The 26,176-nt window shown below is 64.0% G+C and carries 24 protein-coding genes; 14 read left to right on the top strand and 10 right to left on the bottom strand.

Features of this window, described 5'->3' with window-relative positions; all coding sequences use genetic code 11:
- Nucleotides 1-142: 142 nt before the first annotated feature.
- From groL to BBBF_RS03210, 3 genes are all read right to left on the bottom strand, one after another.
- Nucleotides 143-1,768, bottom strand: coding sequence for a chaperonin GroEL (groL, locus tag BBBF_RS03220; RefSeq protein ID WP_003812522.1), 1,626 nt, complete (start codon nt 1,766-1,768; stop codon nt 143-145).
- A 299-nt stretch (nt 1,769-2,067) separates the two neighbouring features.
- Entirely contained in the window at nt 2,068-2,271 is a 204-nt protein-coding gene (locus tag BBBF_RS03215; protein ID WP_003816407.1) for a cold-shock protein, read from the bottom strand.
- 155 nt (nt 2,272-2,426) lie between these two features.
- Entirely contained in the window at nt 2,427-3,173 is a 747-nt protein-coding gene (locus BBBF_RS03210) for a LytR C-terminal domain-containing protein (protein WP_021647953.1), read from the bottom strand.
- Between the two features lie 116 nt (nt 3,174-3,289).
- Here BBBF_RS03210 and BBBF_RS03205 point away from each other — a divergent pair, with 116 nt between their 5' ends.
- The 12 genes from BBBF_RS03205 (at nt 3,290) to BBBF_RS03150 (ending at nt 16,437) form a co-directional block, all read left to right on the top strand.
- Complete coding sequence (locus BBBF_RS03205) at nt 3,290-4,045, top strand: uracil-DNA glycosylase (RefSeq protein ID WP_033509514.1); 756 nt, start codon at nt 3,290-3,292, stop codon at nt 4,043-4,045.
- Between the two features lie 10 nt (nt 4,046-4,055).
- Nucleotides 4,056-5,162, top strand: a complete 1,107-nt coding sequence (locus tag BBBF_RS03200) for an AAA family ATPase (RefSeq protein WP_033509459.1) — start codon at nt 4,056-4,058, stop codon at nt 5,160-5,162.
- On the top strand, nt 5,159-6,148 hold the full coding sequence (locus BBBF_RS03195; RefSeq protein WP_014760062.1) for a DUF58 domain-containing protein: 990 nt from the start codon (nt 5,159-5,161) through the stop codon (nt 6,146-6,148). The genes BBBF_RS03200 and BBBF_RS03195 overlap by 4 nt, the downstream gene beginning before the upstream one ends.
- A complete protein-coding gene (locus BBBF_RS03190; protein WP_003816418.1) occupies nt 6,145-6,717 on the top strand; it encodes a hypothetical protein in 573 nt (190 codons plus the stop codon). The genes BBBF_RS03195 and BBBF_RS03190 overlap by 4 nt, the downstream gene beginning before the upstream one ends.
- A 14-nt stretch (nt 6,718-6,731) precedes the next feature.
- A complete protein-coding gene (locus tag BBBF_RS03185; RefSeq protein ID WP_003821653.1) occupies nt 6,732-7,790 on the top strand; it encodes a vWA domain-containing protein in 1,059 nt (352 codons plus the stop codon).
- A complete protein-coding gene (locus BBBF_RS03180) occupies nt 7,787-8,815 on the top strand; it encodes a vWA domain-containing protein (RefSeq protein ID WP_003812503.1) in 1,029 nt (342 codons plus the stop codon). The genes BBBF_RS03185 and BBBF_RS03180 overlap by 4 nt, the downstream gene beginning before the upstream one ends.
- Before the next feature lie 26 nt (nt 8,816-8,841).
- The gene (locus BBBF_RS03175) at nt 8,842-9,432 is read left to right on the top strand and encodes a DUF6466 family protein (RefSeq protein WP_003816421.1); all 591 of its coding nucleotides are present in this window, start codon (nt 8,842-8,844) and stop codon (nt 9,430-9,432) included.
- 593 nt (nt 9,433-10,025) lie between these two features.
- Nucleotides 10,026-10,340 carry a hypothetical protein gene (locus BBBF_RS03170; protein WP_003821652.1) on the top strand — a complete coding sequence of 105 codons (315 nt, stop codon included), beginning with the start codon at nt 10,026-10,028 and terminating at the stop codon, nt 10,338-10,340.
- A complete protein-coding gene (locus BBBF_RS03165) occupies nt 10,337-11,872 on the top strand; it encodes an esterase/lipase family protein (RefSeq protein ID WP_021647946.1) in 1,536 nt (511 codons plus the stop codon). The genes BBBF_RS03170 and BBBF_RS03165 overlap by 4 nt, the downstream gene beginning before the upstream one ends.
- Nucleotides 11,873-12,031: 159 nt before the next feature.
- A complete protein-coding gene (purB, locus tag BBBF_RS03160; protein ID WP_003816427.1) occupies nt 12,032-13,468 on the top strand; it encodes an adenylosuccinate lyase in 1,437 nt (478 codons plus the stop codon).
- A 52-nt stretch (nt 13,469-13,520) separates the two neighbouring features.
- Entirely contained in the window at nt 13,521-16,025 is a 2,505-nt protein-coding gene (locus tag BBBF_RS03155; protein ID WP_021647945.1) for a lysylphosphatidylglycerol synthase transmembrane domain-containing protein, read from the top strand.
- A gap of 130 nt (nt 16,026-16,155) precedes the next feature.
- Nucleotides 16,156-16,437, top strand: coding sequence for an HU family DNA-binding protein (locus BBBF_RS03150; protein ID WP_003812492.1), 282 nt, complete (start codon nt 16,156-16,158; stop codon nt 16,435-16,437).
- Nucleotides 16,438-16,599: 162 nt separating this feature from the next.
- On the opposite strand, the gene pafA is transcribed toward BBBF_RS03150, so the two are convergent.
- From pafA to arc, 5 genes are all read right to left on the bottom strand, one after another.
- Entirely contained in the window at nt 16,600-18,057 is a 1,458-nt protein-coding gene (pafA, locus tag BBBF_RS03145) for a Pup--protein ligase (RefSeq protein ID WP_033509519.1), read from the bottom strand.
- The gene (locus tag BBBF_RS03140) at nt 18,057-18,260 is read right to left on the bottom strand and encodes a ubiquitin-like protein Pup (RefSeq protein ID WP_003812488.1); all 204 of its coding nucleotides are present in this window, start codon (nt 18,258-18,260) and stop codon (nt 18,057-18,059) included. Before BBBF_RS03140 ends, pafA begins: the two co-directional genes overlap by 1 nt.
- Before the next feature lie 153 nt (nt 18,261-18,413).
- Nucleotides 18,414-19,247, bottom strand: a complete 834-nt coding sequence (locus tag BBBF_RS03135) for an inositol monophosphatase family protein (protein ID WP_003812487.1) — start codon at nt 19,245-19,247, stop codon at nt 18,414-18,416.
- A gap of 146 nt (nt 19,248-19,393) precedes the next feature.
- Nucleotides 19,394-21,034 (bottom strand): depupylase/deamidase Dop, encoded by a 1,641-nt coding sequence (dop, locus tag BBBF_RS03130; RefSeq protein ID WP_021647942.1) that lies wholly within the window; start codon nt 21,032-21,034, stop codon nt 19,394-19,396.
- Entirely contained in the window at nt 21,031-22,593 is a 1,563-nt protein-coding gene (arc, locus tag BBBF_RS03125; RefSeq protein WP_309485090.1) for a proteasome ATPase, read from the bottom strand. The genes dop and arc overlap by 4 nt, the downstream gene beginning before the upstream one ends.
- Before the next feature lie 442 nt (nt 22,594-23,035).
- Between arc and serB the strand changes: the two genes are divergently transcribed.
- Nucleotides 23,036-23,698 (top strand): phosphoserine phosphatase SerB, encoded by a 663-nt coding sequence (gene serB / locus BBBF_RS03120; RefSeq protein ID WP_230958080.1) that lies wholly within the window; start codon nt 23,036-23,038, stop codon nt 23,696-23,698.
- A gap of 189 nt (nt 23,699-23,887) precedes the next feature.
- Here the strand turns inward: serB and fmt are convergent, their stop codons facing one another.
- Both fmt and BBBF_RS03110 read right to left on the bottom strand, forming a co-directional pair.
- Entirely contained in the window at nt 23,888-24,862 is a 975-nt protein-coding gene (fmt, locus tag BBBF_RS03115) for a methionyl-tRNA formyltransferase (protein WP_003812479.1), read from the bottom strand.
- Nucleotides 24,863-24,952: 90 nt separating this feature from the next.
- A complete protein-coding gene (locus BBBF_RS03110) occupies nt 24,953-25,657 on the bottom strand; it encodes an HAD family hydrolase (RefSeq protein ID WP_003812477.1) in 705 nt (234 codons plus the stop codon).
- 28 nt (nt 25,658-25,685) lie between these two features.
- Between BBBF_RS03110 and BBBF_RS09935 the strand changes: the two genes are divergently transcribed.
- Complete coding sequence (locus tag BBBF_RS09935) at nt 25,686-25,928, top strand: hypothetical protein (protein WP_054828643.1); 243 nt, start codon at nt 25,686-25,688, stop codon at nt 25,926-25,928.
- The last annotated feature ends 248 nt before the right edge of the window (nt 25,929-26,176 follow it).

The following is a 26,176-nucleotide window of genomic DNA, read 5'->3' as shown; positions in this document are numbered from 1 at the left end:
TCCGCTCCGGTACGCCCGCAGACATACGAAAAGGGCTCCGACCCTCAACAGGTCGAAGCCCTTCACATCGCGGCAAATCCGTGTTACGGCATCCGCTGCTGCAACGCGCTACCGCGCTGCGATGGCGGATTCCGAGAGCGGATCAGTAGCCCATGTCGGCGCCGGCGGCCGGAGCGGCGGCCTTCGGTTCCGGCTTGTTGGCGACAACCGCTTCGGTGGTCAGGAACAGGCCGGCGATGGACGCGGCGTTCTGCAGAGCGGAGCGGGTGACCTTGACCGGGTCGGCGACGCCGGCGGCCAGCAGATCCTCGTAGGTGTCGGTGGCGGCGTTGAAACCCTGACCCTCCGGCAGCTCGCGAACCTTGTTGAACACCACGTCACCGGACACGCCGGAGTTCTCGGCGATCTGCTTGATCGGGGCCTCGATGGCGCGGAACACGATGGCGGCACCAGTGGCCTCTTCGCCGGTCAGCGAAGTGACGGCTTCTGCGGACTCGGCCTTCTTGGCAGCCTGGACGAGCGCCACGCCACCGCCGGGCAGCAGGCCCTCTTCGATAGCGGCCTTGGCGTTGCGCACGGCGTCTTCGATGCGGTGCTTACGCTCCTTGGCCTCGACCTCGGTGGCCGCGCCGACTTTGATGACGGCGACGCCGCCGGCCAGCTTGGCGAGACGCTCCTGCAGCTTCTCACGGTCGTAATCGGAGTCGGTCTTCTCGATCTCGGCGCGAATCTGGGCCACGCGAGCCTCGACGTCGGCCTTGTCGCCGCCGCCGGAAACGATGGTGGTCTCGTCCTTGGAGACGATGACCTTCTTGGCGGTGCCGAGCACGGACATGTCGATGGAGTCGAGCTTGAGACCCAGCTCGTCGGACACGACCTGAGCACCGGTCAGGATGGCCATATCCTGCAGCATCGCCTTGCGACGGTCGCCGAAGCCGGGGGCCTTGACGGCGCAGGAGTTGAAGGTGCCGCGGATCTTGTTCAGGATGAGGGTCGGCAGCGCCTCGCCGTCGACGTCCTCGGCGATGATCAGCAGCGGCTTGCCGGACTTCATGACGAGCTCGGCGATGTGGACGACGTCCTGCTGGCTGGAAACCTTGCCGGAGGTCAGGAGGATGTACGGATCCTCAAGAACCGCGGTCTGGTCGTCCGCGTTGGTCACGAAGTACGGGGCGATGTAGCCCTTGTCGAAACGCATGCCCTCGGTGAACTCAAGGTCAAGGCCGAAGCGGTTGTTGTCCTCGACGGTCACGACGCCGTCCTGACCGACCTTGTCCAGAGCCTCGGCGATCTTCTCGCCAACCTCGGGGTCGGCTGCGGAGATCGTGGCGGTGGCGGCGATCTGGTCCTTGGTCTCCACGTCCTTGGCGGCGGCGACCAGTTCCTTGACGATGGTGTCGGTGGCCTTCTCGATGCCGCGACGCAGCGCGATCGGGTTGGAGCCGGCGACAACGTTCTTCAGGCCTTCGTGCACGAGGGACTGGGCCAGCACGGTGGCGGTGGTGGTTCCGTCGCCCGCGACGTCGTCGGTCTTCTTGGCGACTTCCTTGACCAGCTCGGCGCCGATGCGCTCGTACGGATCCTCAAGATCGATTTCCTTGGCGATGGAGACGCCATCGTTGGTGATGGTCGGTGCGCCATAGGACTTGTCGAGCACCACATTGCGGCCCTTCGGGCCCAGAGTGACCTTCACGGTGTTGGCGAGCTTGTCGAGACCCGCAAGCATGCCCTGACGAGCTTCCTCGTCGTATGCAATGATCTTTGCCATGGTTGTGTATCCTCCAAATGGCTTCACGGTACTGAATCTCACCTGGGGGCGAGGCGTGGCCGCCGACCGTCAGCTGCCGGCTGTCACTCTCACTCCCCGAGTGCTAATTGGGAGATTAGCACTCTCGGTGCCCGAGTGCCAACATATTCATGAGGATTGCGCTGTTGGCTTGAAATCATCGCGTGATCCGCGAAGGCCGGAGCATGCCGATACCGATCCGGTAAAGCCGAAAGAAAAGGAAAAAGCTCCGGCACCCATTGGGTACCGGAGCTTCGATGACGCGCAAAGCCTCGCACGATTCAGAGCTTGACCACTTTCGTGGCCTGCATTCCCTTCGGCCCACGTTCGGCCTCGTACTCGACCTTATCGCCCTCGTTCAGCGTCTTGAAACCATCGGCTTGAATAACCGAGTAGTGCACGAACACATCATCCCCACCAGCATCAGAGGTAATGAATCCGTAACCCTTGCCAGCGCTGAAGAACTTCACAGTTCCCTGTGCCATTGTTATATTCTTTCCCTTGTTCCTATGCCGCGAACAAACGGAAGAGAGCTCAAAACCGCACCGCATCCCCCACCTCGCGACTCCATATCATTGTACGGTACTAGGGGACATTCGCACAAAGCCTACGGGGACGCGGATTCTCGGCCGATGTACGGTCACTGCATCAGCACGACGACGACGGGTGCGGAGATGCCCGACATCTGCCGCACGTCGGAGATGCCCAAGGTCACGGCGATGTCCTTCGCGGTCGCCGCATCGGTCTCGTTCTGGTACCAGACCACGGTGCTCGCGGGCAACGTACCGGAGGGGTTGGCGGAGACGACGTTCTTGTATCCGGCCTGCTTGAGCGTGTACGCACGGCTGGCGGCGTGACCGGAGATCTTGGTTCCGTTGATCACGCGGACGGAAGTGGCCTTGTTCGCCTCGGCGGTGGCCGGCGGCGTCGAATGCGTGTCGGACGAGGCGGTGGAGTCCGTCCCCTGCCCGTTCGTGTCGGTGGCATCGGTCGAACCGTCGCTGCTGCTCGATGTCGTATCGCTCTGGGCGGAATCCGTGGAGGTATTGGAAGCCGTGTCGGAGGAACCGTCAGTCGAACTAGAAGTGGACTGCTCGCCCGTGCCGGACTTCGTCGTGTCGCCGGTCTTCGAGTCGCCGCTGTCGGACGCCTTGTCGTCGGCCGCCTGCGACGTGCCGTTGTTCCCGAAGAGCACGTCGGAGAACATTCCCGACAGCACACCCCATGTGCCGACGCCCGCCAGGGCCACCACAAGCAACACGATCAGGAAAGGCGTCATGCGCGCCCCGGCCGACCGCGCGCCCCGATGCACGCCCACCGGACCTGCCGGAGGATTGTCGAACACGTCTTTGGCATACGAATCGTATGTTTCCTTGTCCTTGGCCATAATCACCCTTCCGTATCGTTCATCAAGTCTACCGGCCATGTTGTCCCAAGTGCGCGACGGCCGTCAGTCATGCACCGGATATGCACAGCTTCGACACGCTCGCTACAGTAGAGGCCATGAGTCAACATCCAGTCAAACCATTGTCGCAGCTCGTGGAGCCCGGATGGGCCGCCGCGCTGCAGGACGTGGAGCCGCAGGTCCATCACATGGGCGATTTCCTCCGCTCCGAACTGCAGGCAGGATGTCAGTACCTGCCCGCAAGCCATAATATCCTCAGAGCCTTCACAATTCCATTCGACTCGATCAAGGTGCTGATCGTCGGGCAGGATCCCTACCCGACTCCGGGGCATCCGGTCGGCCTGAGCTTCTGTGTGGCGCCCGACGTCCGACCGCTGCCGAAGAGCCTGGTCAACATCTACCGCGAGCTCGTCGACGACATGCACGTGCCGATGCCCGCCAACGGTGACCTGACACCCTGGACCCAGCGCGGCGTGATGCTGCTGAACAGGTGCCTGACCGTCGGCGTGGGACGCCCCAACAGCCATCAGGGCAAGGGATGGGAGACCATCACCGAGGCCGCCATCCGCGCCCTTGACGTCCGGGTGGACGCGGACGGCAAGCCGAAGCCGCTGGTGGCGATCCTCTGGGGGCGCAACGCGCAGAGCCTCGCGCCGCTGCTCACCAACGCGACCATCATCGCCTCGCCGCATCCCAGCCCTCTGTCCGCATCCCGCGGGTTCTTCGGCTCCCACCCGTTCTCCCGCGCCAACCAAGCGCTGGTCTCCATGGGCGCGGAACCGGTCGACTGGTCACTGCCATCGGCGCAGGCGGATCGGCCCGATCCCCACTCCGCGGTTGCTTCGTCACGGTAAGGTGGGCAGCATGGCTTTATTCACCTCGAAACCTTCAATGCCGTCCCAGCTCGCGAACGCGATCCCCATGACGGGCGCCATGCCGGCCGCCCCCATGCGCACGCCCGTGCCGGCGCCTTCCGCCGCGCTGACGCAGGATGACCTGCGACGCGCACGGCAACTCACCGACCGCATCCGCGCCAGATTCGCCCAGACGCTGGTCGGACAGTCCGACTTGCGCGAAGCGCTGATCGCCACGATGGTCGCAGGCGGCCACATCCTCATCGAATCCGTGCCCGGCCTGGCCAAGACCACCGCGGCCCAGACGCTGGCCACCTCGGTCTCGGGAACGTTCCGCCGAGTGCAATGCACGCCCGACCTCATGCCGTCCGATCTGGTGGGCACCCAGGTGTTTGACTTCTCCACCCAGCGGTTCTCCACCCAGATCGGCCCGATCCACGCCAATTTCGTATTGCTCGACGAGATCAACCGATCCAACGCCAAAACGCAGTCGGCGATGCTTGAGGCCATGGCGGAAGGCGCCACGACGATCGGCGGCGAACGCATCGAGCTGCCCAAGCCGTTCATGGTAATCGCCACCGAGAACCCCATCGAGGAGGAGGGCACGTTCAACCTGCCGGAAGCCCAGATGGACCGATTCATGATGAAGGCCGTCATGACCTATCCCAAGGCCGACGAGGAGACGAGCATGCTGGCGATGCTCACGCGCCGCGGCACCGACATGTTCGATCCGAAATCGCTGCCGTCCGACACGATCACCATTCAGGATGTGGAGTTTCTGCGCAAATCGGCGCGGCGCGTCCATGTGTCGGAGGCGATCATGCGCTACGCCGTCGATCTGGTGGCGACCTCGCGCGGTGCCGGAAACAAGCCGCTGAAGGGCCTGAGCTCGACGGTCCGCCTCGGTGCGAGCCCCCGCGCGTCGATCGCCCTGATCCGCAGCGGGCAGGCCAACGCGCTGCTCGCCGGCCGGGATTACGTCATCCCCGAGGATGTGAAGATGATGGTCCACGAAGTGCTCAGGCACCGTGTGATCCTGACCTTCGAGGCGCTGGCTGACGGCGTGACCAGCGACCAGGTGATCGATCGGATCGTGGAAACGGTTCACGTCCCATGATCGATGGCTCACACCCCTCACACTCCTCACACTCCTCATCTTCCGACGACCGGATCCGCAGGAAGATCGAGGCGCTGGGCAATTCGCTGAGCCTTCCGACCGTTCGCAAGGCGCTGGGCGTCCTGGAGGGCGAGCACGCCTCGAACCGGCGTGGAGGCAATGACGACCCGATGGACATCCGCGTCTACGGGCCGGGGGACGAGGCGCGTCTCATCGATTGGAAAGCCAGCGCCCGTCTCGGCCGCCCGATGGTCGTGCAGCATGCGCGCCAGGCGACCAGCCAGGTGTGGCTGCTGTGCGATGTCGGCGAGGAGATGACCGGAGGATGCGCGTCAGGCGAGCCGGCCTACGCGGTCGCAGGCAACGCGCTGCGCATGTTCGCCGCGCTGTCGCTGCGGCGCAGCGATGACGTCTCCCTGGTGTTCGCCGACGCCCACAGCATCACGCGCATGCCGTTCAACGGCGGGTTCGCGCAGTTCGAGCGCACGCTGGACGACGCCTTGCGGCGGGATTGGTCATACGGCCGCAACATCGACGCTCTGCTGGATTACGCGCGCCGCATACGCGACCGTCAGGCGCTCATCGTGCTTGCCACCGACGAGCTGGCCCTGCGCAAGCGTCACATCAACGTCATCGGCGCCATAGCCGCCACCCACCCCGTGGTGCTGATCACCGTGGCGACGGCCAACCCCTTCGACCCATCCGAGGCCGCCCGCGAATGGTATGACGGAAAATCCGGGCGCCGCATCCCCGCCCTGCTGCGCAACGCGAAGGCCGCGGAAGAGGTGGCGCTGCATCGCAGATACGTGTGCGCCGCTCTGGAGCACGAACTCGCCAAACATGGTTCGCGAATGATCCGCGCCGCGTCGAGCGACATGATGTTCGATGCCTTCGTGCGGCTGGTGTCGCGTTCGCTCGGCCGTTCCATCCGCAATCAGCTGCGCGTGCCGCCATCGCTGAACCTGACGTCGGAGGTGCCTGCATGAACGTCATGAACGGTTTCGTGACCTCGTCGACGCTGGCCGCAGCCGTGGACGTGAACGACCTGCATCCCGTGACGGATGTGCCCGTCGCGTCTCTGCTGCCCATAGTGACGATGGCGTGCTTCATCGCGTTGCTGATCCTGATTGTGGCGATCGTCATCATGTCCCGTCCTCGACGTGCGAAACGCGTAGCCGCTCCCCGAGGGTCTCACAACGCCCTCGCCCCCGTCTCGCAGTGGAAAAGCCGCGTGCATGACATCGTGGAGCGCAACGGGGCCGGGAAGCTTTCGCGCGAGGACGCCTTCGTCGAGCTCGCCGCCGTGGCGAGGGACTTCGCGTCGCAGGCCAGCAGCGCGGAGCTCGGTTCGACGACGCTGCAGGAGATCGCGTCACGTTCCGCAGGCTCCCTGGCAGGTGATTCGGGAGTCCACGGTTTCACGCTGCTGCGCCAGACCATAGCCGCGCTGTATCCGCCGGAGTTCGCGAACGCCGAGTTCAACGCGCAGGCGAAGGACGCCACCGTGGAACAGGCCGCCGACTGGGTGCTGAACCTTGTGGAAAGGTGGCGCTGATGACCACGAACGACATGAGCATCCATTGGCTGTGGCCGTATGCCGCCGTGGCGGCCGTGCTCGTCGCGGCAGTGCTGGTGGCCGTCATCGCGATCTTCCGAGGCCGCAGGCGTCCCCCGCGGGACGGCATGCCGGTATACAGTCTTGACGACGACCTCAATACCGAGCATGCATCGCATCTGTTCCATCTGTGGCGATTGCTGGGGCGGATCGCCGTGGCGGCGCTGGTGGCGGCGCTGGCCATCTGCACGGTTCTTATCGCCAGACCGGCGCATGTGGACCGCGACGCGGAACGCTCCAGCAGTCGCGACATCGTGTTGTGCCTCGACGTGTCAGGTTCGGCGCTCCCCTATGACCGGGCGGTCATCGAAACATATCTGGAACTGGTGAGCCATTTCCGGGGAGAACGCATCGCCCTGAGCATCTTCAACTCGACATCGCGCACGGTGTTCCCCCTGACCGACGACTACGACCTGGTCTCCAGCCAGCTGACCAAGGCGGCGGACGCGCTCCGTGGCGTCGAATCGCAGGACGACATCGACAAGATGAGCGACAAGGACTACCAAAAGATCGCCGATTGGCTGGAAGGCACGCAGAACCGCAAGAACTCGACATCACTGATCGGGGACGGGCTGGTCAGCTGCGCCGCGATGATACCCGGCTTCGCCTATGGCGACACGTCCGGCGCCGCACGGCAGCGCCCCGCCTCGATCGTGCTCGCCACAGACAACGTGGCGTCCGGCACGCCGACGTATTCACTCGCCCAGGCGCTCGATATGGCCGAAGCTTCGCATATCAGCGTGGACGGCCTGTTCTCCGGGCCACGCCAGAGCGAGGGCGACGCCACAACCACCGAGATGAAGCAGCAGATCGAGTCCCGCGGCGGAACGTTCCTCACCCAGTCGGGCTCATCCGACATCAACGAGCTGGTGAGGCAGATTGACAGCCGGCGTACCAGCGAAAGCCGACGGTCAAGCCAGGCCGCGCTGATCGACGCGCCGGGATGGTGGACGCTGATGCTGGTCGTGCTGCTTGCGATATGGATGATACTGGCATGGAGGTTGAGACGATGAGACCGATGACATTCGCCCCGGCTCTGGGTTGGATCGCGGGCGGCGCGATCGCGGCGCTCATGCTGGCGTTCGCGGTCGCGGTGGTCGTCGTGCATGTGCGGCGCAGGCGCTCCAGCGATGAGACGCTGACCGCCTGCATACGCAGGGTGATAATGTTCCTGCTCGCCGCCGTGATGATGCTGACGCCCAGCATCGTGACGACCACCACCAGCCGGGCTATCAATGCCACCGATGTCATGGTGGCGGTCGACGTCACCGGATCGATGGCGGTCAAGGACGCGGAATACGGCTCCTCGGGTACAATCAGCCGTCTTGACGCGGCCAAGCGCATCGTGAAGGGCATCACGTCGACGTACGCCGATTCCAGTTTCGCCGCATTGCGCTTCGGCGCGAGCGGCACCCTGGATGTGCCGTTGACTCCGGACTCCATCGCCATTGACGGCTGGGCCGACACGCTGGCCGTCGAATCCACGTCCACATCGGCCGGATCGAGTCTCGACACGCCGCTCGACCAGCTGATGCTGTCGCTCAAATCAATCAGGGATCAACATCCCGATGACATCATCGTGCTGTATGTGATCACGGACGGCGAGCAGACCTCCGACACCGCACGCCGTAGCTATTCTGCGCTGAGGCGGTACCTTGACGACTCGTTCACCATCGGCGTGGGCTCTGATGCGGGTGGCAAGATACCGATGGCCAGCGACGGCACAGCAACGGGACAGCAATCCGACGGGCAGTGGGTGACCGACCCGACGACCGGCAAGCCAGGAATATCCAAGCTCGACGAGGCCACGCTGGAATCCATCGCCGATGAGATGGGCGGCTCATACCTGCACGTGGACGCCTCGCACACCATCGAACAGGCCGTGTCCGCCAAGGCATCAAGACAGTGGAGGCTCACCCAGACGGTCAAACGGCGGGAGCGTACGATTCCCGTGATATGGCCGTTCGCCGTGGCGCTGGGCCTGCTGCTCGCCTGGGAGATCGGCGCATGGATCGCCATGTCACGGAGGATGCTATGAAATCCCGGAAATCAACGAATCGTGCGATGAAAAGCAACACAGTGAAGAAGCGCGAGGCGAACGGCCGCGAGGCGAAAGACCGCGCAGTAGCGCGCACTCCGCTATGGTCGCGCATCCTGATCGGCATCGTCGCGATGGCCTGCCTGTGCGCGGGCATCGCGGCCGGCGCGAACCTCATCGCTGTCACCGCATTCGACGATGCCACCTCGCAACTGAACGGCAATCTGAAGGCCGCTTCCAAGGATGACGCCGACCTGTCGACGCTCAGCGCACTCCAGCAAAAAGCCGACGCCAGGTTCGCAGACGCGGCCGCATGGTCCGCGTTGCTACTGCCGCAAGTCAAGAACGTGATCGACACCAACGCGTCAGTCTCCGCCACGCTGACCGAACGCATCAACGCGCAGCTCCAGAAGCAGCAAAACACCGAAACCTCCAACGCGCAGACCGCGCCCGGATCGGACGGCAACGCCAAGCAGAGCGGCGGTCTGACGCAGGAGCAGCGCAAGCAAGTGGACGACCTACTGAAGTCGAATCAGCAGTCCAACTCGCAGAACGGCTCCAAAGGCGGTAAGGGCAAAAGCTCCTCCAACACAAACTCCACCACCAAGCCATGGTGATTGGCCCGGGCGCCGCCTGGTTCCAGCTGTCCGGTTCCGGCTGCCCGTGTACCACACCACACGATTTTCGACGGTTTTTAGGCTGGTGTGGCAACGCCGGTATCAGAGCGTTTTCCCGAATCATTGGAAAATGGCGGTTTCTGTGATTCGCTTTCTGCCATACCACGTAATGAGAAGGCTCACATTCCATTGTGTGGCACAACAAAAGCCACACAATGCATTTTTCCCATGTTTTTCCCCCTGGTGTGGCCATCCCGGCACAGCATCCTTAGCACGGCAATCGGCGGCGAAGTCAGGTCGATTCTCCCCTGATGGAAAGACGGGCCACGGCACAAGTGGCGCTGCGGATGAGAGGCACCCGGGACCGCCCCAGGCGGCTTCGCCTGCAAACAGCCCCTCTACTCGCTTCACGGCTCAGCCCGCCAGCGAGGGCACCATTGCGCATCACTCCATTCAGTGCTCCGCGACGGCGCCGGTCTCGTCGTCCACATTTGCTGTGGATGACACGCCGAGTGTGTGGATAAGTCGGGAGCCTTCGACCACATGTTCCGCTCCGCTTGCGCGCGGATGGCCGTGCATGCGTTCATGGAACCATGAACACCTGCACTATCTTCAACGGCGCGTTCCCGATATGGGGGAACGCGATGGCGTCGATCGCCGGCGCCGACTGCCCTTGCCGCACCGCTGTCGGGTCCAGCCGGGAGCGCATCGGCTCCCTGCAACGGCTGACCTCCAACGCGCTGGAACAGTCCAGAACCGCGATGGCCGCCGCCAAGAACCTGGATTGGACCGGCAATGCGGCGACACTGTGCGCACGAACATTGGACCGCGATACGAGGTTGGCGGCATCCATCGACGACCGCGTGCGGCAGACCGGGCAACTCGCCTGGAGCGGAGGCTCATCATGAACTGGATGGTCACTTCGTCGATACACGGAGGCACGCAATACGCCCCGGCAACCCGTGAACGATATACGGCCGCCGTGGCATCGCTGCGCAATCAGGCGAAGGAGATGAAGGGCGCGGGGTTCTTCTGGTCGGTGGTCCACGACCAGCTCCGAAAGGACCGTGCGGGCGCGGCGTTCTGCCCTGCGCTGGCCGGCAGCGGCGGCGATGGAGAACCTGGTCACGTCTCCATGCCATATGCGCGTCTGCTGGAGCAATGCGTCACCCACGCGCGGGAGTGCGCCACGCTCGCCGGGGACCTGGAACAGGTCGCCGATCTGATCGTCCGCGCCCACAGCCTGTATGACGAAGCGGAGACCAAGGCGGAGACGAAACTTCGCAAGGCCGCGCAGATCATGACGACCGTGCTGCCCAGCGTCGGATGGAACACGCTGGGGATGCTGTCGCTCTACGGATTCGTCTCGGGCTCCATCAAGGACGGCAAGCTCAACCCCGTGCGGGCGCTCGATGCCACATCGAAAATGGATGAGGAGCTGCTGGCATCGCTGGCGGGACGCATCACGAACAACCGCATCGCGCACATCCTCGGCGGTACCCAGGTCGCCGGCGCCGCGGAACGCATCGCAAAGTACACGTCGAAGTTCAAGAACGCCATGCAGGGCAACAAACTCACCGTGCGTGAGGTGCAATCCACGTCTCAGGTGGCCGGGGCCTCGCATTCCGTGGCCTCGTCCATGGAAAACCTCCGACGGCTCGCCGAGGAACGCCTAGGCAAGATCACCCTTAACAGCGGACTCAGTTATGCGACGATAGCGGTCCAGCGATACCGCCGTTCCGATGGGACGACAGGCTGGCTAATCCTGATACCGGGCACGGACGGGCAGGACGATTCGCCGTTCGGATGGGAGCAGAACCTCGAACTCATGAGCTCCAACGCCAACCGACGCAGGAACGCGGACAGCTTCCGCATGGTCGAGGAAGCCATGAGACAAGCCGGCATCGGCAAGGACGAGCCGGTGGCATTGGTGGGGCATTCCCAGGGCGGCATCGTGGCCGCGGCCCTGGCCTCCGACCTGAAGGACTCCTACGCCATCGATCACGTGGTGACCGCCGGCTCTCCTGTCGCCAATCATCCGATACCGCCCAAGACCTGGGTGACCAGCATAGAGATCGAGGACGAGCTCGTCGCCTCGCTCGATGGCGGCCGCAACCCTTCGACCGAACAATGGCTCACCGTAAGGGGCAAAGTCACGCAGACCACCGGCGTCACGCCGCCGACGGTGAACGCCGACGGGTCGTGCACGCCCGGCCAGAACACCGGTTCGGTCGAGTCGAACTACGCCGGAGCACTGGTGGCCGACGCGCCGAAGACCAAGGAGATATCCCATTGGCTCAAATATCATCAGGCCGCGTACCGCAACGCCACCGATCTCGGCTCGCCCGCCGTGGACGCGCACGAACGGCATTTCCAGCAGATCATCGACGGCGAACTCATCGACACCCGATACTACGAGGGGCGCATGTCGCATGACTGACGGGCGTGCACGCACCGGAAACACGGGGGAAACAGCAGTCAGCAGATGAAAACGAGAGGAGAACGACATGCCGGGACGAAGAAGGCATCAGGAACGGGGGCGAAACGAACACGCATCGGTTTCGCATCAGGTTTACGGCTGGAAGTAATCTGGGATGCTATGAAGCTTACTGACATCACCCCCGCAATTGCATTGACCCCGCTCGACGGACGCTACCACAAGCAGACCGCACCTCTCGTCGAATATCTGAGCGAGCCGGCGCTGAACCGCGAGCGCATGCGCGTCGAAGTCGAATGGATGATCCTGCTGGCCAACGGCTTCGACGGCAACGGCAACCAGCCGATCGTCGAAGGCGTGGAGCCGTTCACCGACGCCGAGATCGCCTTCCTGCGGGCCATCCCCGAGGACTTCGGCGCCGAAGGCATCAAGCAGCATGCCGCGCACGAGGCCGTCACCCACCATGACGTGAAGGCCGTGGAATACTACATCGACGACCAGCTCGACAAAGCGCCGGCCGAGCTCACCCACATCAACGACGCGCTCAAGACCCTTGTGCACTTCGCCTGCACCTCCGAGGACATCAACAACCTGTCCACCGCCCGTTGCGTGAAGAACGCGATGGAGCAGGTATGGACGCCGGCGTTCAAGGAGATCATCGACCACCTCGCCGCCAAGGCCGAGGAATACAAGGACAAGGCCCTGCTCTCCCTCACCCACGGCCAGCCGGCCACACCGACCACGCTCGGCAAGGAGCTCGCCGTCTACGTCTACCGTCTGAACCGTCAGCTGAGGCACATCGAGAACCAGGAGTACCTGGGCAAGATCAACGGCGCGACCGGCACCTTCGGCGCGCATCTGGCCGCCTGCCCGGACGTCGACTGGATCGCCGTCTCCCGCGAGTTCGTCACCAACCGCATGGGCCTGACCTGGAACCCGCTGACCACGCAGATCGAAAGCCACGACTGGCAGGCCGAGCTCTACTCGACCGTCTCCCACGCGAACCGCATCATGCACAACCTGTGCGTGGACGTGTGGATGTACATCTCGCGCGGCGTGTTCGCCCAGGTGCCCGTCAAGGGCGCCACCGGCTCCTCCACGATGCCGCACAAGGTCAACCCGATCCGCTTCGAGAACGCCGAGGCCAACTTCGAACTGTCCTGCTCGCTGCTCGACACGCTCTCCGCCACGCTGGTGGAGTCCCGTTGGCAGCGCGACCTGACCGATTCGACCACCCAGCGCAACATCGGTTCGGCGCTCGGCTACTCGCAGCTCGCCCTGTACAACCTGATGGGAGGACTCAAGTCCATCCACCCGAACGACATCGTCATCGAACGCGAACTCGACTCCAACTGGGAGGTGCTCGGCGAGCCGATCCAGACCGCGATGCGCGCCTGCGAGCTCAAGGGCCTGCCCGGCATGGACAAGCCGTACGAGAAGGTCAAGGAACTCATGCGCGGCCATGAGATCAGCAAGGAGGCGGTCGAGCGCTTCATCGACCAGCAGTCCTTCGACCCCGCCACGGCCGCGCGGCTCAAGGCGCTGACCCCCGCCACCTACACGGGCGTCGCCGGCGCGCTGGTCGACTTCGACCGCTGAGCCGTCCGATAATTCCCATTTCCATCGACGATCAATCAGCACAGGAACGGTGATGAACGATCAGACGATAACCGCAACGTCCGGCGATGACGATTCCAAGGCGTCGCTGGACGCGCGTCCGATGAGCGACGACGTATCCGGCACCACGGCCCACCCGGTCATCGAGGACGTCGCACCGCGCCGCATCCACGATTTCGGCGATCTGGTCCACGCCGTCTCCGCCGTGCTGCTCGCGGCGGTGGCCATACTGTCCTCCATCTACCTGAGCGGTTTCGTCACGGGAGTCGAGTCCGATGCCCACAGCGCCGGACGTGCACTGAACTGGATGGTCGATCTTCCGACCTCGATGCTGCAGCAGCTGACCATCGTGACCATCGCCGTTATGGCCATCGTCCAGCTGCTGGTGGGACGGGAGTGGCTGCAATCGGCGTTGGCCCTACTCGCCATGTTCGGTGGCCTAGCGACCGTCTGGGGCATATCGATGGCCGTGTCGACCTTCGGGAACTTCACACTTATCACCGCGCTGTGTTCGCCGAGCTCGATCATCGGAACGGGACTGCTGCCGGACTTCTACGCGGGTTCCGCGGCATTGTTGACCGTCGCGGGGCCTCGGCGTACACGATCGACGGTCAAATGGGGATGGAACATCCTCTACATCTCGTCGGCCATCCTGATCCTGCTGTCGATCAACTCCGTGACCGGAGTTATCGTGTCCCTGTCCGTAGGCCGGCTGGTCGGCATGCTGATCCGATTCGCAGCCGGCACCAAGAACCAGGGCGCATGGGGCGAGGATCTCGTGCAGGCGCTCAACGGCATCGGACTGCATATCACCTCGCTGAAGCGCCGCATGGACGTCGACCTGTCCCATGGCTCCCTCGCCTCGACCCTCGACGACGATCTGGTCGAAGGATCTCGACTGTACGATGCCGTGGATGATTGGGGACGGGCCTTCGTCGTCTCCGCTCTGGACAGCCAGGCGCGCACGGCGGGCTACGTCAAACAGCTGTGGCAGTGGGTCCGGTTCACCGGCGTCGCCATGCGGCGCGACCGCTCGCCGAGAGAGGCGACCCAGCACCATATGGCGATGATTCTGGGATTGCGCAATGCGGGCCTGCCCACCCCCAAGATCTACGGCGTGGCCGACACCGGCGAGACTTCGATCCTGGTGCTGCACGGCGACGACATCATGCACGAGTGCAACCTCAACACGTTGTCCGACAAGGACGCCATCGCATTGCTGCGTTTCCTGTCGGTGGCGAACAAGCGCGGGTACACGCATCGCCGCATCACGCCGGACACCCTCGCGCGACTGGAATCCGGCACGCCGATCATAGCCGGATGGCAGAACGGGGACGACGCCAGCGCGGCCCCGAACATCGCACTGGATCAGGTGCAACTGCTGTTGCTGCTCGCCGTGCTCATCGGCCCCGAACGCGCGGTCACCGCAGGCCGTGACGTGCTCGGCGACGACACGATGATCTCGCTGACCCCATTCATCCAGAAGGCGGCCGTTCCCGCCGGCACGCGGGCCCTGCCGGGCTGGAACAAGCACATCGTGGACGACATGCGCGCCGAGATGCGCGCGCTGGCCCCGCAGGAGACCGCCGAGGCCATGGAGCCGGTGTCCCTGTCCCGGTTCAGCCCGCGCTCCTTCATCGGCATGGTGCTGCTGATCGTCGCCGTCGTGGTGATCTTCACCCAACTGAAGCCCGACGAGGTCATCTCCGCGGTGAAGAACGCCAACCCGGTGATGGCGATCGTCTGCCTGGTCTTCGAACTCATCGCCCTGCTCGGCTCCGCGCTGGAGCTCGGGGCCTTCATCGAACGCGACAAGCGCAACCCGCTCGGCATCTTCATGTCACAGGTCGCGCAAGGATTCGCGATGGTGTCCATGCCCGCCGGCGTCGGACCCGCATTCGTGAACCTGCAGTTCCTGCGCAAAAGCGGCTACCGCAATACGACCGCCACCGCGATCATGAGCGCCGTCATGGCCGTGTATTATGGCGGCACAGTGCTCATGCTGTTCGTCATCGGCATATTCACAGGCAGCGACGCGCTTAGCAGCATGATTCCGACGAACACCCTGATCGTCATCGTCGGCATCGTGCTGATGGCGCTTGCCGTGGCGATGATGATCCCACCCATCCGGCATTACGCGACGGACAGGCTGCTGCCCCTGGTCAAGGCCTACGCACGGCAGCTGATCGACGTGCTCACCAATCCCAAGGAGCTGTCGTTCAGCGTGCTGGGCATGCTGATCCTCAACGTGGCCACCGGACTGGAATTCTGGGCGGCGCTGCTGGCGTTCGGACAGATGACCAATCCGCTGGAGACGCTGTTCATCTTCCTGGTCGCCAATGCCATCGGCTCCGCGGTGCCGACCCCCGGCGGCCTCGGTGGCGTCGAAGCGGCGCTGACGTTCTCGTTCGGCGCGGCAGGCGTGCCCGCGGGCATCGCGCTCTCCGCGACGTTGCTGTACCGTGCGCTGTTCTACTGGCTGCGAATCCCCCTCGGTGCGCTGTCCATGCGCTGGCTCGACAAACACAATCTCATATAACCGCCCAACAACCGGAAAAAGTGTGGAAAACCCTTAAAAAATGCGGCGTTTGCCTACATCATGCGCTATCATCATTGATGAACACCGGGGATTCGGCAATCGAAGCCCCCAGATCAAAGAAGGATGCTTTATGGCATACAACAAGTCTGATCTCGTTTCGAAGATCGCCCAGAAGTCCAATCTGACCAAGGCTCAGGCTGAGGCCGCCGTTAACGCTTTCCAGGACGTGTTCGTCGAGGCCATGCAGTCCGGCGAAGGCCTGAAGCTCACCGGCCTGTTCTCCGCTGAGCGCGTCAAGCGCGCTGCCCGCACCGGCCGCAACCCGCGCACCGGCGAAATCATCGAGATCCCGGCGACCTACGGCGTGCGCATCTCCGCCGGCTCCCTGCTGAAGAAGGCCGTGACCGAGTAAGTCCGGTTCGTGCCATTGTCACCGATTTCGATATCATGGTGAACAAATACAGCCCCTGACCAATGAAGAGTCAGGGGCTTTTTCGTATCTGGACTTGGGCTGGGGCGCCTCCGGTCGGCACCCCCGGTCGACTTCGCCGACGGCCCAGCCGCCAGCGGGGCGTTATAGCAGGTTCATCAGGTGTTGGACGTCGGCATTCGCCTGGTATTCGAAGGGGTCCAGCAGCACGACTTCGCTGCGTTCAGGAGCCATGACGGACAATCGCGTCCAGTCGCAGGAGAACCGGCATTGCGTGGACAGCGCCTTGGCGACGAAGGCCCCGCGCAACGCGGCACGGGTATCGGCCGGCGGTTCCGAGACGGCATGCTCCACCTGCTGGGGCGTGGCCAGCTGCCGCATCACGCCTCGACGCAGCATTGACGGATACAGCGAACCGTTGACGATGTCATGGTAATCCATGTCCAGCCGTTCGCGCATGGCATCCGTCACTTCGCCCTTGCGGCGTTTCAGCGCCTGGAACAGGCGGTATTTCGCCGCCCAGTCGACGCGGTCCGACAACGCTTCCACATCGCTGGCCTCCAACTGGTCAAGAACCAGCGACCATGCGGAAAGAATCTGATCCACGTCCGTGCGCGGCAGTGCGTCGTCAACGGCATCATGATGACGTTCCATGAAATCACGGACGACGGCCTGGTACCTGCGCTGCATCTGCACGGCAGACACCGGCTCGGAGCCGTCAGCAAGACGAAGCCGGGCGGTCACGCATGTCAGATCGGCGCTGACCGCACGGTTCGCGGCACCGGGATCGGCCAACGCGCACGACGCGAAACCGGAATCCTCACCGAGCCGGGCGGCCTCCTCGATGACGCAGATAATCAGATGCGTCACGGCGAGTTTCATCCATGTCGCCCATTGCGAACGATTGGAGTCGCCGATGATGACATGCAGCCGGCGGAATTCATCCGGATCTGAGTGCGGTTCGTCACGCGTGTTGACCATGGGGCGCGACCGCGTCGTCGCCGATGACACCGCCTCATCCAGATAGTCCGCCCGCTGCGTGATCTCGAATCCCTGATCGGTGACCCGCCCGGCTCCGGTGTACAGCTGCCTCGTTATCAGGAACGGCAGCAGCTCGTGCTCGACGGTTTCCAGAGGCACATATCGGCGTACGAGATAGTTCTCGTGACACCCGAACGAGTGGCCCGCCGAGTCCGCGTTGTTCTTGAACACGTGCACGTTCACGCCGTCCCCGTACCTGGCACGAAGCCGGGCCTGCGCGCCGAGGGCCAATCCGGCCATGACCCGCTCCCCCGCCAGATCCTGCAGCAAGGCGTCCATCGGATCGCGGGCCTCGGCGGTCGCATACTCCGGGTGGGAGCCGACGTCGAGATACAGCCGCGAACCATTGGTCAGGTACGTGTTCGTGGAACGCGCGCGGGACACGACAGGCTGGAACATCATCATCGCGACCTGCGCCGCGTCGACCGGATGGTCCGAACCCGTCACCGATACGCCGTACTCCGTCTCCACGCCGAAAATGCGGGCGAATCCCTGGAACTGCGAAGACCTCCGCGCTTCCTGCCAACTCCCATGATTGCCGCTGTCACGCAGCTGCGGCATCATTCGCCGCCTTTTTGCACGAAGCTGTTCACGTACTCCTCGGCGTTGGATTCCAGCGTGGATTCGATGTCGTCCAGCACCGCGTCGAGAGCGTCCGCGGCCGCGTCGGTCTCGGCCTGTGCCGCCATCGACACGTCATTCAGCTGTTCGTCGGTGTCCTGCTTCTGCGAGGACGACCGCGTGTGAGCGAATTCCTGAGGCATATCCGTCCCTCCCTTTCCTTCCGGTTTTCTTCTTCCGCCGATGCCGGCACAGGCCGGACATCCGGCATGCCGTCACCGAATCGCAGACATCTGCCACGCACGCACGTATTCGTCACCGCCGGCAGACGCCTGCATATGTCTGTATGCGCCCGATCACTGCAGATACGGCTGCAGCTCGTCGCCGATCAGGCCGTTCGACGCCACGACATCGTTCTCGCGACGCCAATGGATCAGCTCGCCGTTCCACTGTCTCAGACGCCCCTGCGCCTCCCATACCACGACGGCGCCGGCCGAGACGGCCGGAACATCCCACTTGTGCAGGTGAGGCTCGAAATAGGCGTCGTACGTGCCGTCGGCCACCTTGCACAAATCCATCGAAGCCGGACCCACTCGCTTGATATCGGCCGGTTTACCCGCGATGGAGGCTACCGCGGACAGGGCCCGCTTGGACTCCTCCGGCACATACGACATACCGTAGCTGACCACGGAGCCATCCAGCGTCGCAGTGATCGACGGCATGACCTTCTCGCGCTTGTCGCCGCCCACGGGGTTGCGGCGTATCCTGATGGCGCCCTGGCCCTTCGCCGCCATGTACGTGATGCCCATGGCGGGCGCATGGACCACACCCATGATCGGGCGCGCATGGCAGTGCTCGTCGAACTCGAACAGTGAGATGGTCACGGTCCATTCGGCCATGTTGCGGATGAAATTGATGGCTCCGTCGATATTGCCGACGCACCAGTACCTCTCCCCCGGCTGGTTGTCCTCCGGACGCTCCTCCCAGAAGCCCTGGAACGGTTCGATTTCGGACAGTCGCGCGCGGGTATAGCGAATCAGCCGGGTGTTGACCTCGCTAGTGAATTTCGTCTCGCCGGGCGACACCATCGTCGTGGATAGGTCGTGGGGGTTCACCTGCTCCTGAAGGGCGTGCCTGCCGGCATGCCGCGCCACTTGGGCGACGGCCTGTGTCATTTCTCGCAAATCCATGTCTGCATCAACCTCGTCTGTCGGTCGTTGTCTCTGGTCGTGGCGTTCGCGCCTTTGATCGTCATCGCTCGCCATCATGGCTGCCCCATGATGCGCATCGGCCAGTGGTGCGCCCACGGTAATGCCATTTCATGCCTGTATCGATATTACCTTCCGGCGGTGATGTTCCGATCGATTTGCGTTATCAGCTCATCGGCGTTTCGCGTGCCGTCCACGAACGCGGCCATGTGCGCCTTGTCGAAGGCGCACGGATCGGACATGTCGAGCGAGCACAGGTCGGACGGCCGGACGATCGGACGGCTCGCATTGCCGTACGACTCCTCCCCCGTCTGCGGCGCATCATGCCTGCGGACGGTCAGATGGGACCATGAGACAGCGACCACCTGGCTCGCATACCGGTTCACGACCGCGGCACGCAGCCATGCGCGCGTGGTCTGCGGCGCATTGCCAGCGGCATCGGCGACCTGCCGGTCGTCGACCGTGCGCTCGGTGCGCGACCTGACCTTCTCGAATATCGAGCGGACCGGGTCCAAGGCGGCCCACCCCAAGTCGATCGCCCGCAGTTTCGGATCGTTCCACGACAAACCGTGCCTGCGGCGCAGACGCTCCAGCAGCTGCCATTTCATCAGCCATTCCACCCGCGACGCCTCGGGTTGCATATTCAGTCTCGTATCGTCGTCGGCATGCCGGATGGCGGCCACGTCGGCGAGTGCCTGCCCCCACAGCGCCATGATGCCGGTGGTGGGCTTGTCCGGCCACAGCGGCTCGCCGCGCGTGTCGGTGCCGTACACCAGCGCCCCCATCTCGTACACGGCGGCCCGCAGCCTCACCTGCATGATCCACGCGTTGGTGACGCCCCCGTCGCGCAGCGGCAGCTCGGCCTGCAGCGTCAGGTCGTGCGACACCGTGTGCATGGCCGACACGGGGTCGACGAGCGCCATGGAGTCCAGCAGCGCTGCCAGATCATAGCCGGTCTCGCCCGCGTGCTCGGCCAGCCACAGCAGCATGCTGGTGGCGCCCAGCTTGAGCGTCTGCGGCACGTCCATGCGGTTGGCGTCGCCGACGATCACGTGCAGGCGACGATAATCGGATGGGCTGTGGGATTCGTCGCGCGTGTTGACGATAGGGCGTTCGAAGGTGGTCTGCAGTCCGAGGATCGCGTGGATGTAGTCGGCACGCTGGCTGAGCTGGTATCCGGCGGTCTCGCTGCGCTCCCCTATGCCGACGCGGCCGGATCCGGCGTAGATCTGCCGTGAGACGAAATGGGCGGTCATCAGCGCCGCCACCGTGTCGAACGGCACCGATCTGAGCATCATGTAGTTCTCATGGGTGCCCCAGCTGGCGCCCTTGCCGTCGACGTTGTTGCGGTGCAGGACGATGTCGTGCCCCGTTCCCGCGCTCGCCGACGCGGCCGCCCGCCGCATCAGCAGGTCGCCGGCATGGTCGTACCGCACCGCCTCGAACGGGTCGGTGGTCTCCGGCGCCGAGTATTCGGGGTGCGCGTGGTCTACGTACATGCGGCCGCCGTTGGGGGCGATGACGTTGACGATGTTGAGCTGCGGCTCGTCGGTAAGCATGTCGGGGCGGGCCGCGGCCCTCTCCAGACGGGTGCCCCGCGCGTCGTTGACAGGGTCCTCCTGACGATAGTCCCAGCGTATGCGCGAACGTTCGGGATCGGCGGCAGCGCCGATTACGTCGAACGACAGCTGCACCGGATTGGCATGTGAGGCAGCGGGCGCCGAGACCGCGTATTCGGTCTCCGTGCCCATCACCCGTCGCACGGTCATTGCATGTTCTCCTTTTCCTTGCGCGGAACCGGACGGATACGGACCACGCGCCCGTTGTCCATGCCGTTGATTCTCGACCATTGCACCGGATCGACATCCATTACCGACCCTCGTGTCTCCACGAACTCGTCCTCCACGGCCTCTCCCAGCAACTCGACGTTCAACGCCACGTCGTCGCCGCCGAGAATGGACGCCTTCACCGCCTTCGTCTTGGCGCGGTCGACGATGTTCTTGAGCATGGCACCGGACGCGACGTCGGAGAGGAAGATGGCCGACCATTGCCCCTGGTCGTTGCACGCGTCGCACAGGTGCCGTCGCGACGAGCGCGTGTAGATGTCGCGCACCAGAACGCGCGACAGGCCGTCGGCGTCCAGTCCGGGCTGCAGGGGCAGGTCGTCGGTCAGATAGTGGCGAATGATGGATGCCGCCTGATCCGCCCCGGGGCGGTCCACGCGGATCTTCACGTCCAGTCGTCCCGGGCGGAGCACGGCGGGGTCGATCATGTCCACGCGGTTCGAGGCGCCGATCACCATAACGTTGTCGAGGCTCTCCACGCCGTCGAGTTCGGAGAGGAACTGCGGCACGATCGTGGTCTCCACGTCGCTGGAGACACCGGTGCCGCGGGTGCGCAGCAGCGAATCCATCTCGTCGATGAACACGATGACCGGCCGGCCGTCCGCGGCACGTTCGCGCGCGCGGGTGAAGATCTGACGCACCAGACGCTCGGATTCACCGACGAACTTGTTGAGCAGTTCCGGCCCCTTGACCGAGAGGAACACGCCGCTGCCCCTGCCGAAACCATCCGAAAGCGCATGGGCGACGGCCTTGGCGATCATGGTCTTGCCGTTGCCGGGAGGGCCGTACAGCAGCACGCCCTTGGGCGCCTTGAGATTGTACCGTTCGTACAGGCTGCGGTGAAGGAACGGCAGCTGCACGGCGTCCCGGATGCGTTCGATCTGGCTGTCAAGCCCGCCGATGTCGGCGAAGGTGACATCGGGAACCTCCTCCAGCACCAGGTCGGCATCGTTCTCGTCGGGCAGCAGTTCCAGGGCGAGCCGGCCCGACGGGTCGACGATGACGCGCTGCCCGTTGGCGAACGTCTCGTGCGCCAACGCTCCCGAGCGCCGGATCACGCTGGGGTTGCCGCCGCCATCCGCGACGATCAGACGCCCGTCATCAAACACCTGGCGGATCGTGCGGACAGAGCCGAGCATGTCAGTGCCGCGCTGCTCGACCAATACCATGTTCTCGTTGAGCAGCACGCAGGCGCCGGCCGTCAGCCGGGACGCGTTGACGTTGGCGGCCACAGGCACGACCAGCCGCCTGCCGCCCGTCAGGATCTCGGCCGACGCATGCTGGACGCCGAGCTCGTCGGTCATCGACGAGTCGACCTTGACCATCGTCGCGAAGGTCTTCGGGGGCTGGGCCATCTGTGACAGCTGCGCCTTCGCCTTGGTGAGTTCCTTGCCCGCACGCGACAGCGCCTGCGCGAGCGCATGGTTCTTGGCCATCAGCTGGTCATTGGCGGCCGCCAGCTCATGTGCGACGTTCTCCCGTATCTTCCTCGCGTCCTGTCGTGCCGTGGCGCTTTCGGCACCCGTGCCCGCCGATGAGACCGGCCCTGAATCAGGTAGGCCTGACGGATGGTCCTGCGAGTTCCATATGCCATCCGGAGTGCCGTCGTGCATGATATCGTTCACTGTTCGCCCCTTTTTCGAGCACGCTTCCCTATCAGATTACGCGCCCGGCGAATCGCCGGGGCCGCGACGGCCACAATGACCTTGGCAATGGCGCCGACAGCGGAGCCGGAGTCGCCCGCTCCGTGCACCGCAGCGGGCGCGAAGGCCGATATGCGCAGGGATTCATGCATACCGGATATTGTCCCAACGATTTCCGACAATCGACGGTATGCTTGACGAAACTTTGCAACCTTCTGACGAATCGTATGACGTGTCCGACGTGGAGGCGTTCGCGGCCGCGCACCAATCGCCCTCGGACACCATGGGTGACGGCACCGCGGCCGCGCCGACGCTGTCGAAGCCTGGTCTGCTTGTCATGGATGTGGATTCCACGCTGATCGACGAGGAAGTCATCGACGAGCTCGGCGAGGCGGCCGGCAGCGGCGACGAGATAGCGAAGGTCACCGAACGTGCCATGCGCGGGGAAATCGAATTCTGTGATGCGCTGCGTGAGCGTGTCGCATTGCTCAAGGGACTGCCCGTGAGCGTGTTCGACACCGTGCACGACAAGCTGCACTTCACCAATGGCGCGTTGGCGCTGATCGACGAGCTTCACCGTCATGGTTGGAAGGTCGGCGTCGTGTCCGGGGGATTCCATGAGGTCGTTGACCGTCTCGCCGCCGAAGGGCATATCGACCATTGGCTGGCGAACCGTCTGGAAGTGGTGGATGGCGCGCTGACCGGCAAGGTGCTGGGCAATATCGTGTGCAAGACGGTGAAACTGCATGCATTGCAGGCGTGGGCCGCCCGAGACGGGGTTCCCATGAGCCAGACCGTGGCGGTCGGCGACGGCGCGAACGACATCCCGATGATTCAGGCGGCCGGGCTCGGCATCGCCTTCTGCGCCAAGCCGAAGACTCAGCTCGCCGCCCACGAGTCCATCAACGAGCGCGACCTGACCAAGGTGCTGGACTTCCTGCGCTGACGTCGCACGACGATAGCGCCAAGACCATCCTCAGTCGCTTCGCGACAGCTCCCTCCAGCGAGAGCGTGATAATTGCCCCGCTGGCGGGCCGAGCCGTAAAGCAAAGGGCAGGGCCATTTGCAGGCGAGGGCGAGCGACAGCGAGACTGGGGGTGGTTTCACTTACCTCCAGTCCGCAACGCGCACCTCGTTACCGGCAGCGCGCGGCTTCGGAGAGTCGGGCTCCTCGCGCCCAGTCGGCGGCGCGCATCGCCTTCTTGCCCTGCGCCTTGACCTCCAGCAATTCCAGAGGTGTGGAGCCTGTGCCGATCCAGACATTCTTCTTTCCAGCTGCGAGCGCCCCAGACACCAACGACCCGGGTACGTTCGGATTGGTCATATCGGCCGGGTGCGCCCGCAGCACGTGCAGCGTGGACAGCCCGTCGTCGAGCCCGAGCCCGCCTGCATCCAGTTCGGTCCATGCCCCGGGATTCGGCGTGCACGCGCGAATCTGACGGTCGACCGCTTCCACCGGCGCACTGAAATCGATATGCGCGTCGTTGACGCGGATCTTCTCCGCCACCGGGTAATCGCCTTCCGCTTGTTCCACGGGATCGGCGGTACCGTCCTCGACGGTGCGCAGCGCGTCGCGCAGCACCAGCGCTCCGGATTCTCCCAGACGGGTCAGCAGGTCGCCGGCGGTCTCATGCTCGCCGATCGGCGTTTCGGATTGCACCAGCAGCGGGCCGGCATCCATCGCTCGCGTGATGCGGAACACGCTGGTGCCGGTCATATCGTCGCCCGACCAGATGGCTCGTTGCACGGGGGCCGCGCCACGCCAATGCGGCAGCAGCGAGAAATGCAGGTTGTACCAGCCGCAGGGCAGCGCGTCCAGCACGGACTGCTTCAGGATTCGTCCGTATGCGATGACCGCGGCGGCCTGCGCGCCGGTGACCTTCAGCTCGTCAAGGAACGTCGGCTCGGCCGGGTCGGATTCCAGTACCGGCAATCCCAGTTCCAGCGCGGCAGTCTTGACCGGGCTGGGCGTGAGCTTGCGTCCGCGTCCGGTGGGCGCGTCCGGGCGGGTGAGCACTGCGACCACTTCGAAGTGCTCGCTGTCCGCGGCGAGGGCGCGCAGGGACGGCACCGCGACGTCAGGCGTGCCGGCAAAGAGGATTTTCAACATGTGTTCCGTTTCCTTCCACGGTATTGGGACTTCAGGCCATCTGCCCTGTCATCATCGTCGAACGCCGGACGACGTGCGGACGGGCGGAGGTCACTGAACCGCCGGGATATCGATGCCCTGCTCGATCAGCAGCTCGCGCAGCTTGCGGGCGTCCGAGAAGCGAATGCCGCGGATGCCGGCCTCGTTCGCGCCCGCGATGTTCATCGCCTTGTCGTCGATGAATACGCTGCTTTCGGCGCTGATGCCGAACTCCTCCAAGGCCTTCTCGTAGATGTCCTTGTGCGGCTTGCGCATGTGCACGTACCCCGACACCAGACGGCCGTCGAGCCGCTGCAGGATCTCGCAGTGCTTCAGCGCGATCGGGAACAGTTCCTTCTCCCAGTTCGACAGGCCCCATACTCCAATGCCGGCGGCCTTCAGATCGTTGACGAGCACGCGGGCACCCGGCACGACGCCGGTCAGGGAATCCTCGAAATTGTCGAGATAGTAGCGCAGGATATCCGCCCACTTGTCGCCGTAATGCTCGCGCATCCACGCCACGCCCTCGTCGGGGCTTGCGCCGCCGTCCATGCGGTCGTTCGCGTCGTAGAAGCCGGAGATGTCATTGTCGAGGAACTGGTCGATGGTCTCCTGCGAATACCTGGGCAGCAGCACGACGGACGGATCCCAGTAGATCAGCACGTTGCCGAAATCGAAAATCACGTTGCTGATCGGCTTGCCGTCGGCGGCCGCGGCGGGTCCCTGCGCCACCAGCACGTCATGTTCCATATCCGGTTCGCCCGGCCAACCCTTCATGATGCCTCCATCCATATGAACGATTCCAATGAACGATTCCGCGGCGCGCGGCCGCGCACATCCATGGTTCCATGCCATCGAGACGACGCGGCGAATCATCCGCCGCACCGATGCATTCCGGCATGCAACTATAAGCGCCGCGTCTGAAAGCTTTCGTCCGAATCGTTTCGGCAGCCCCGAATCTACGCGGCAGATGTCATATACGCCGACATCAATCAGCGCCATAATCGCCGTGAGCAAGACAACGGTCGCCGTGCCAGCACCCGTCTGAGCTAGAGCATTCTCGGAAAGAGGAATCCTTCCGCGACTTGCCGGCCGTTTTGGTCTCCGCCAGTGAATCAGGCCCGGCCTGCATGGTGGCACCGGATGCAGTGACGGCCTGGTCAAAACATTGCCACGAAATGCGAAAAACAAGCGTTCTCGACATTTCGTGCCACGCGACCGACACGAAAAATCCGCTCCGAATAACAGAATCGCCATTTTCCAATGATTCCCAGTTTCGGTCTCATGGCTCGAAAC

Origin of the sequence: Bifidobacterium bifidum ATCC 29521 = JCM 1255 = DSM 20456 (assembly GCF_001025135.1) — a bacterium.
Lineage (GTDB): Bacteria > Actinomycetota > Actinomycetes > Actinomycetales > Bifidobacteriaceae > Bifidobacterium > Bifidobacterium bifidum.
Note: the sequence above shows the minus strand (reverse complement) of the source record. Positions and strands in the feature narration are given on the sequence as shown.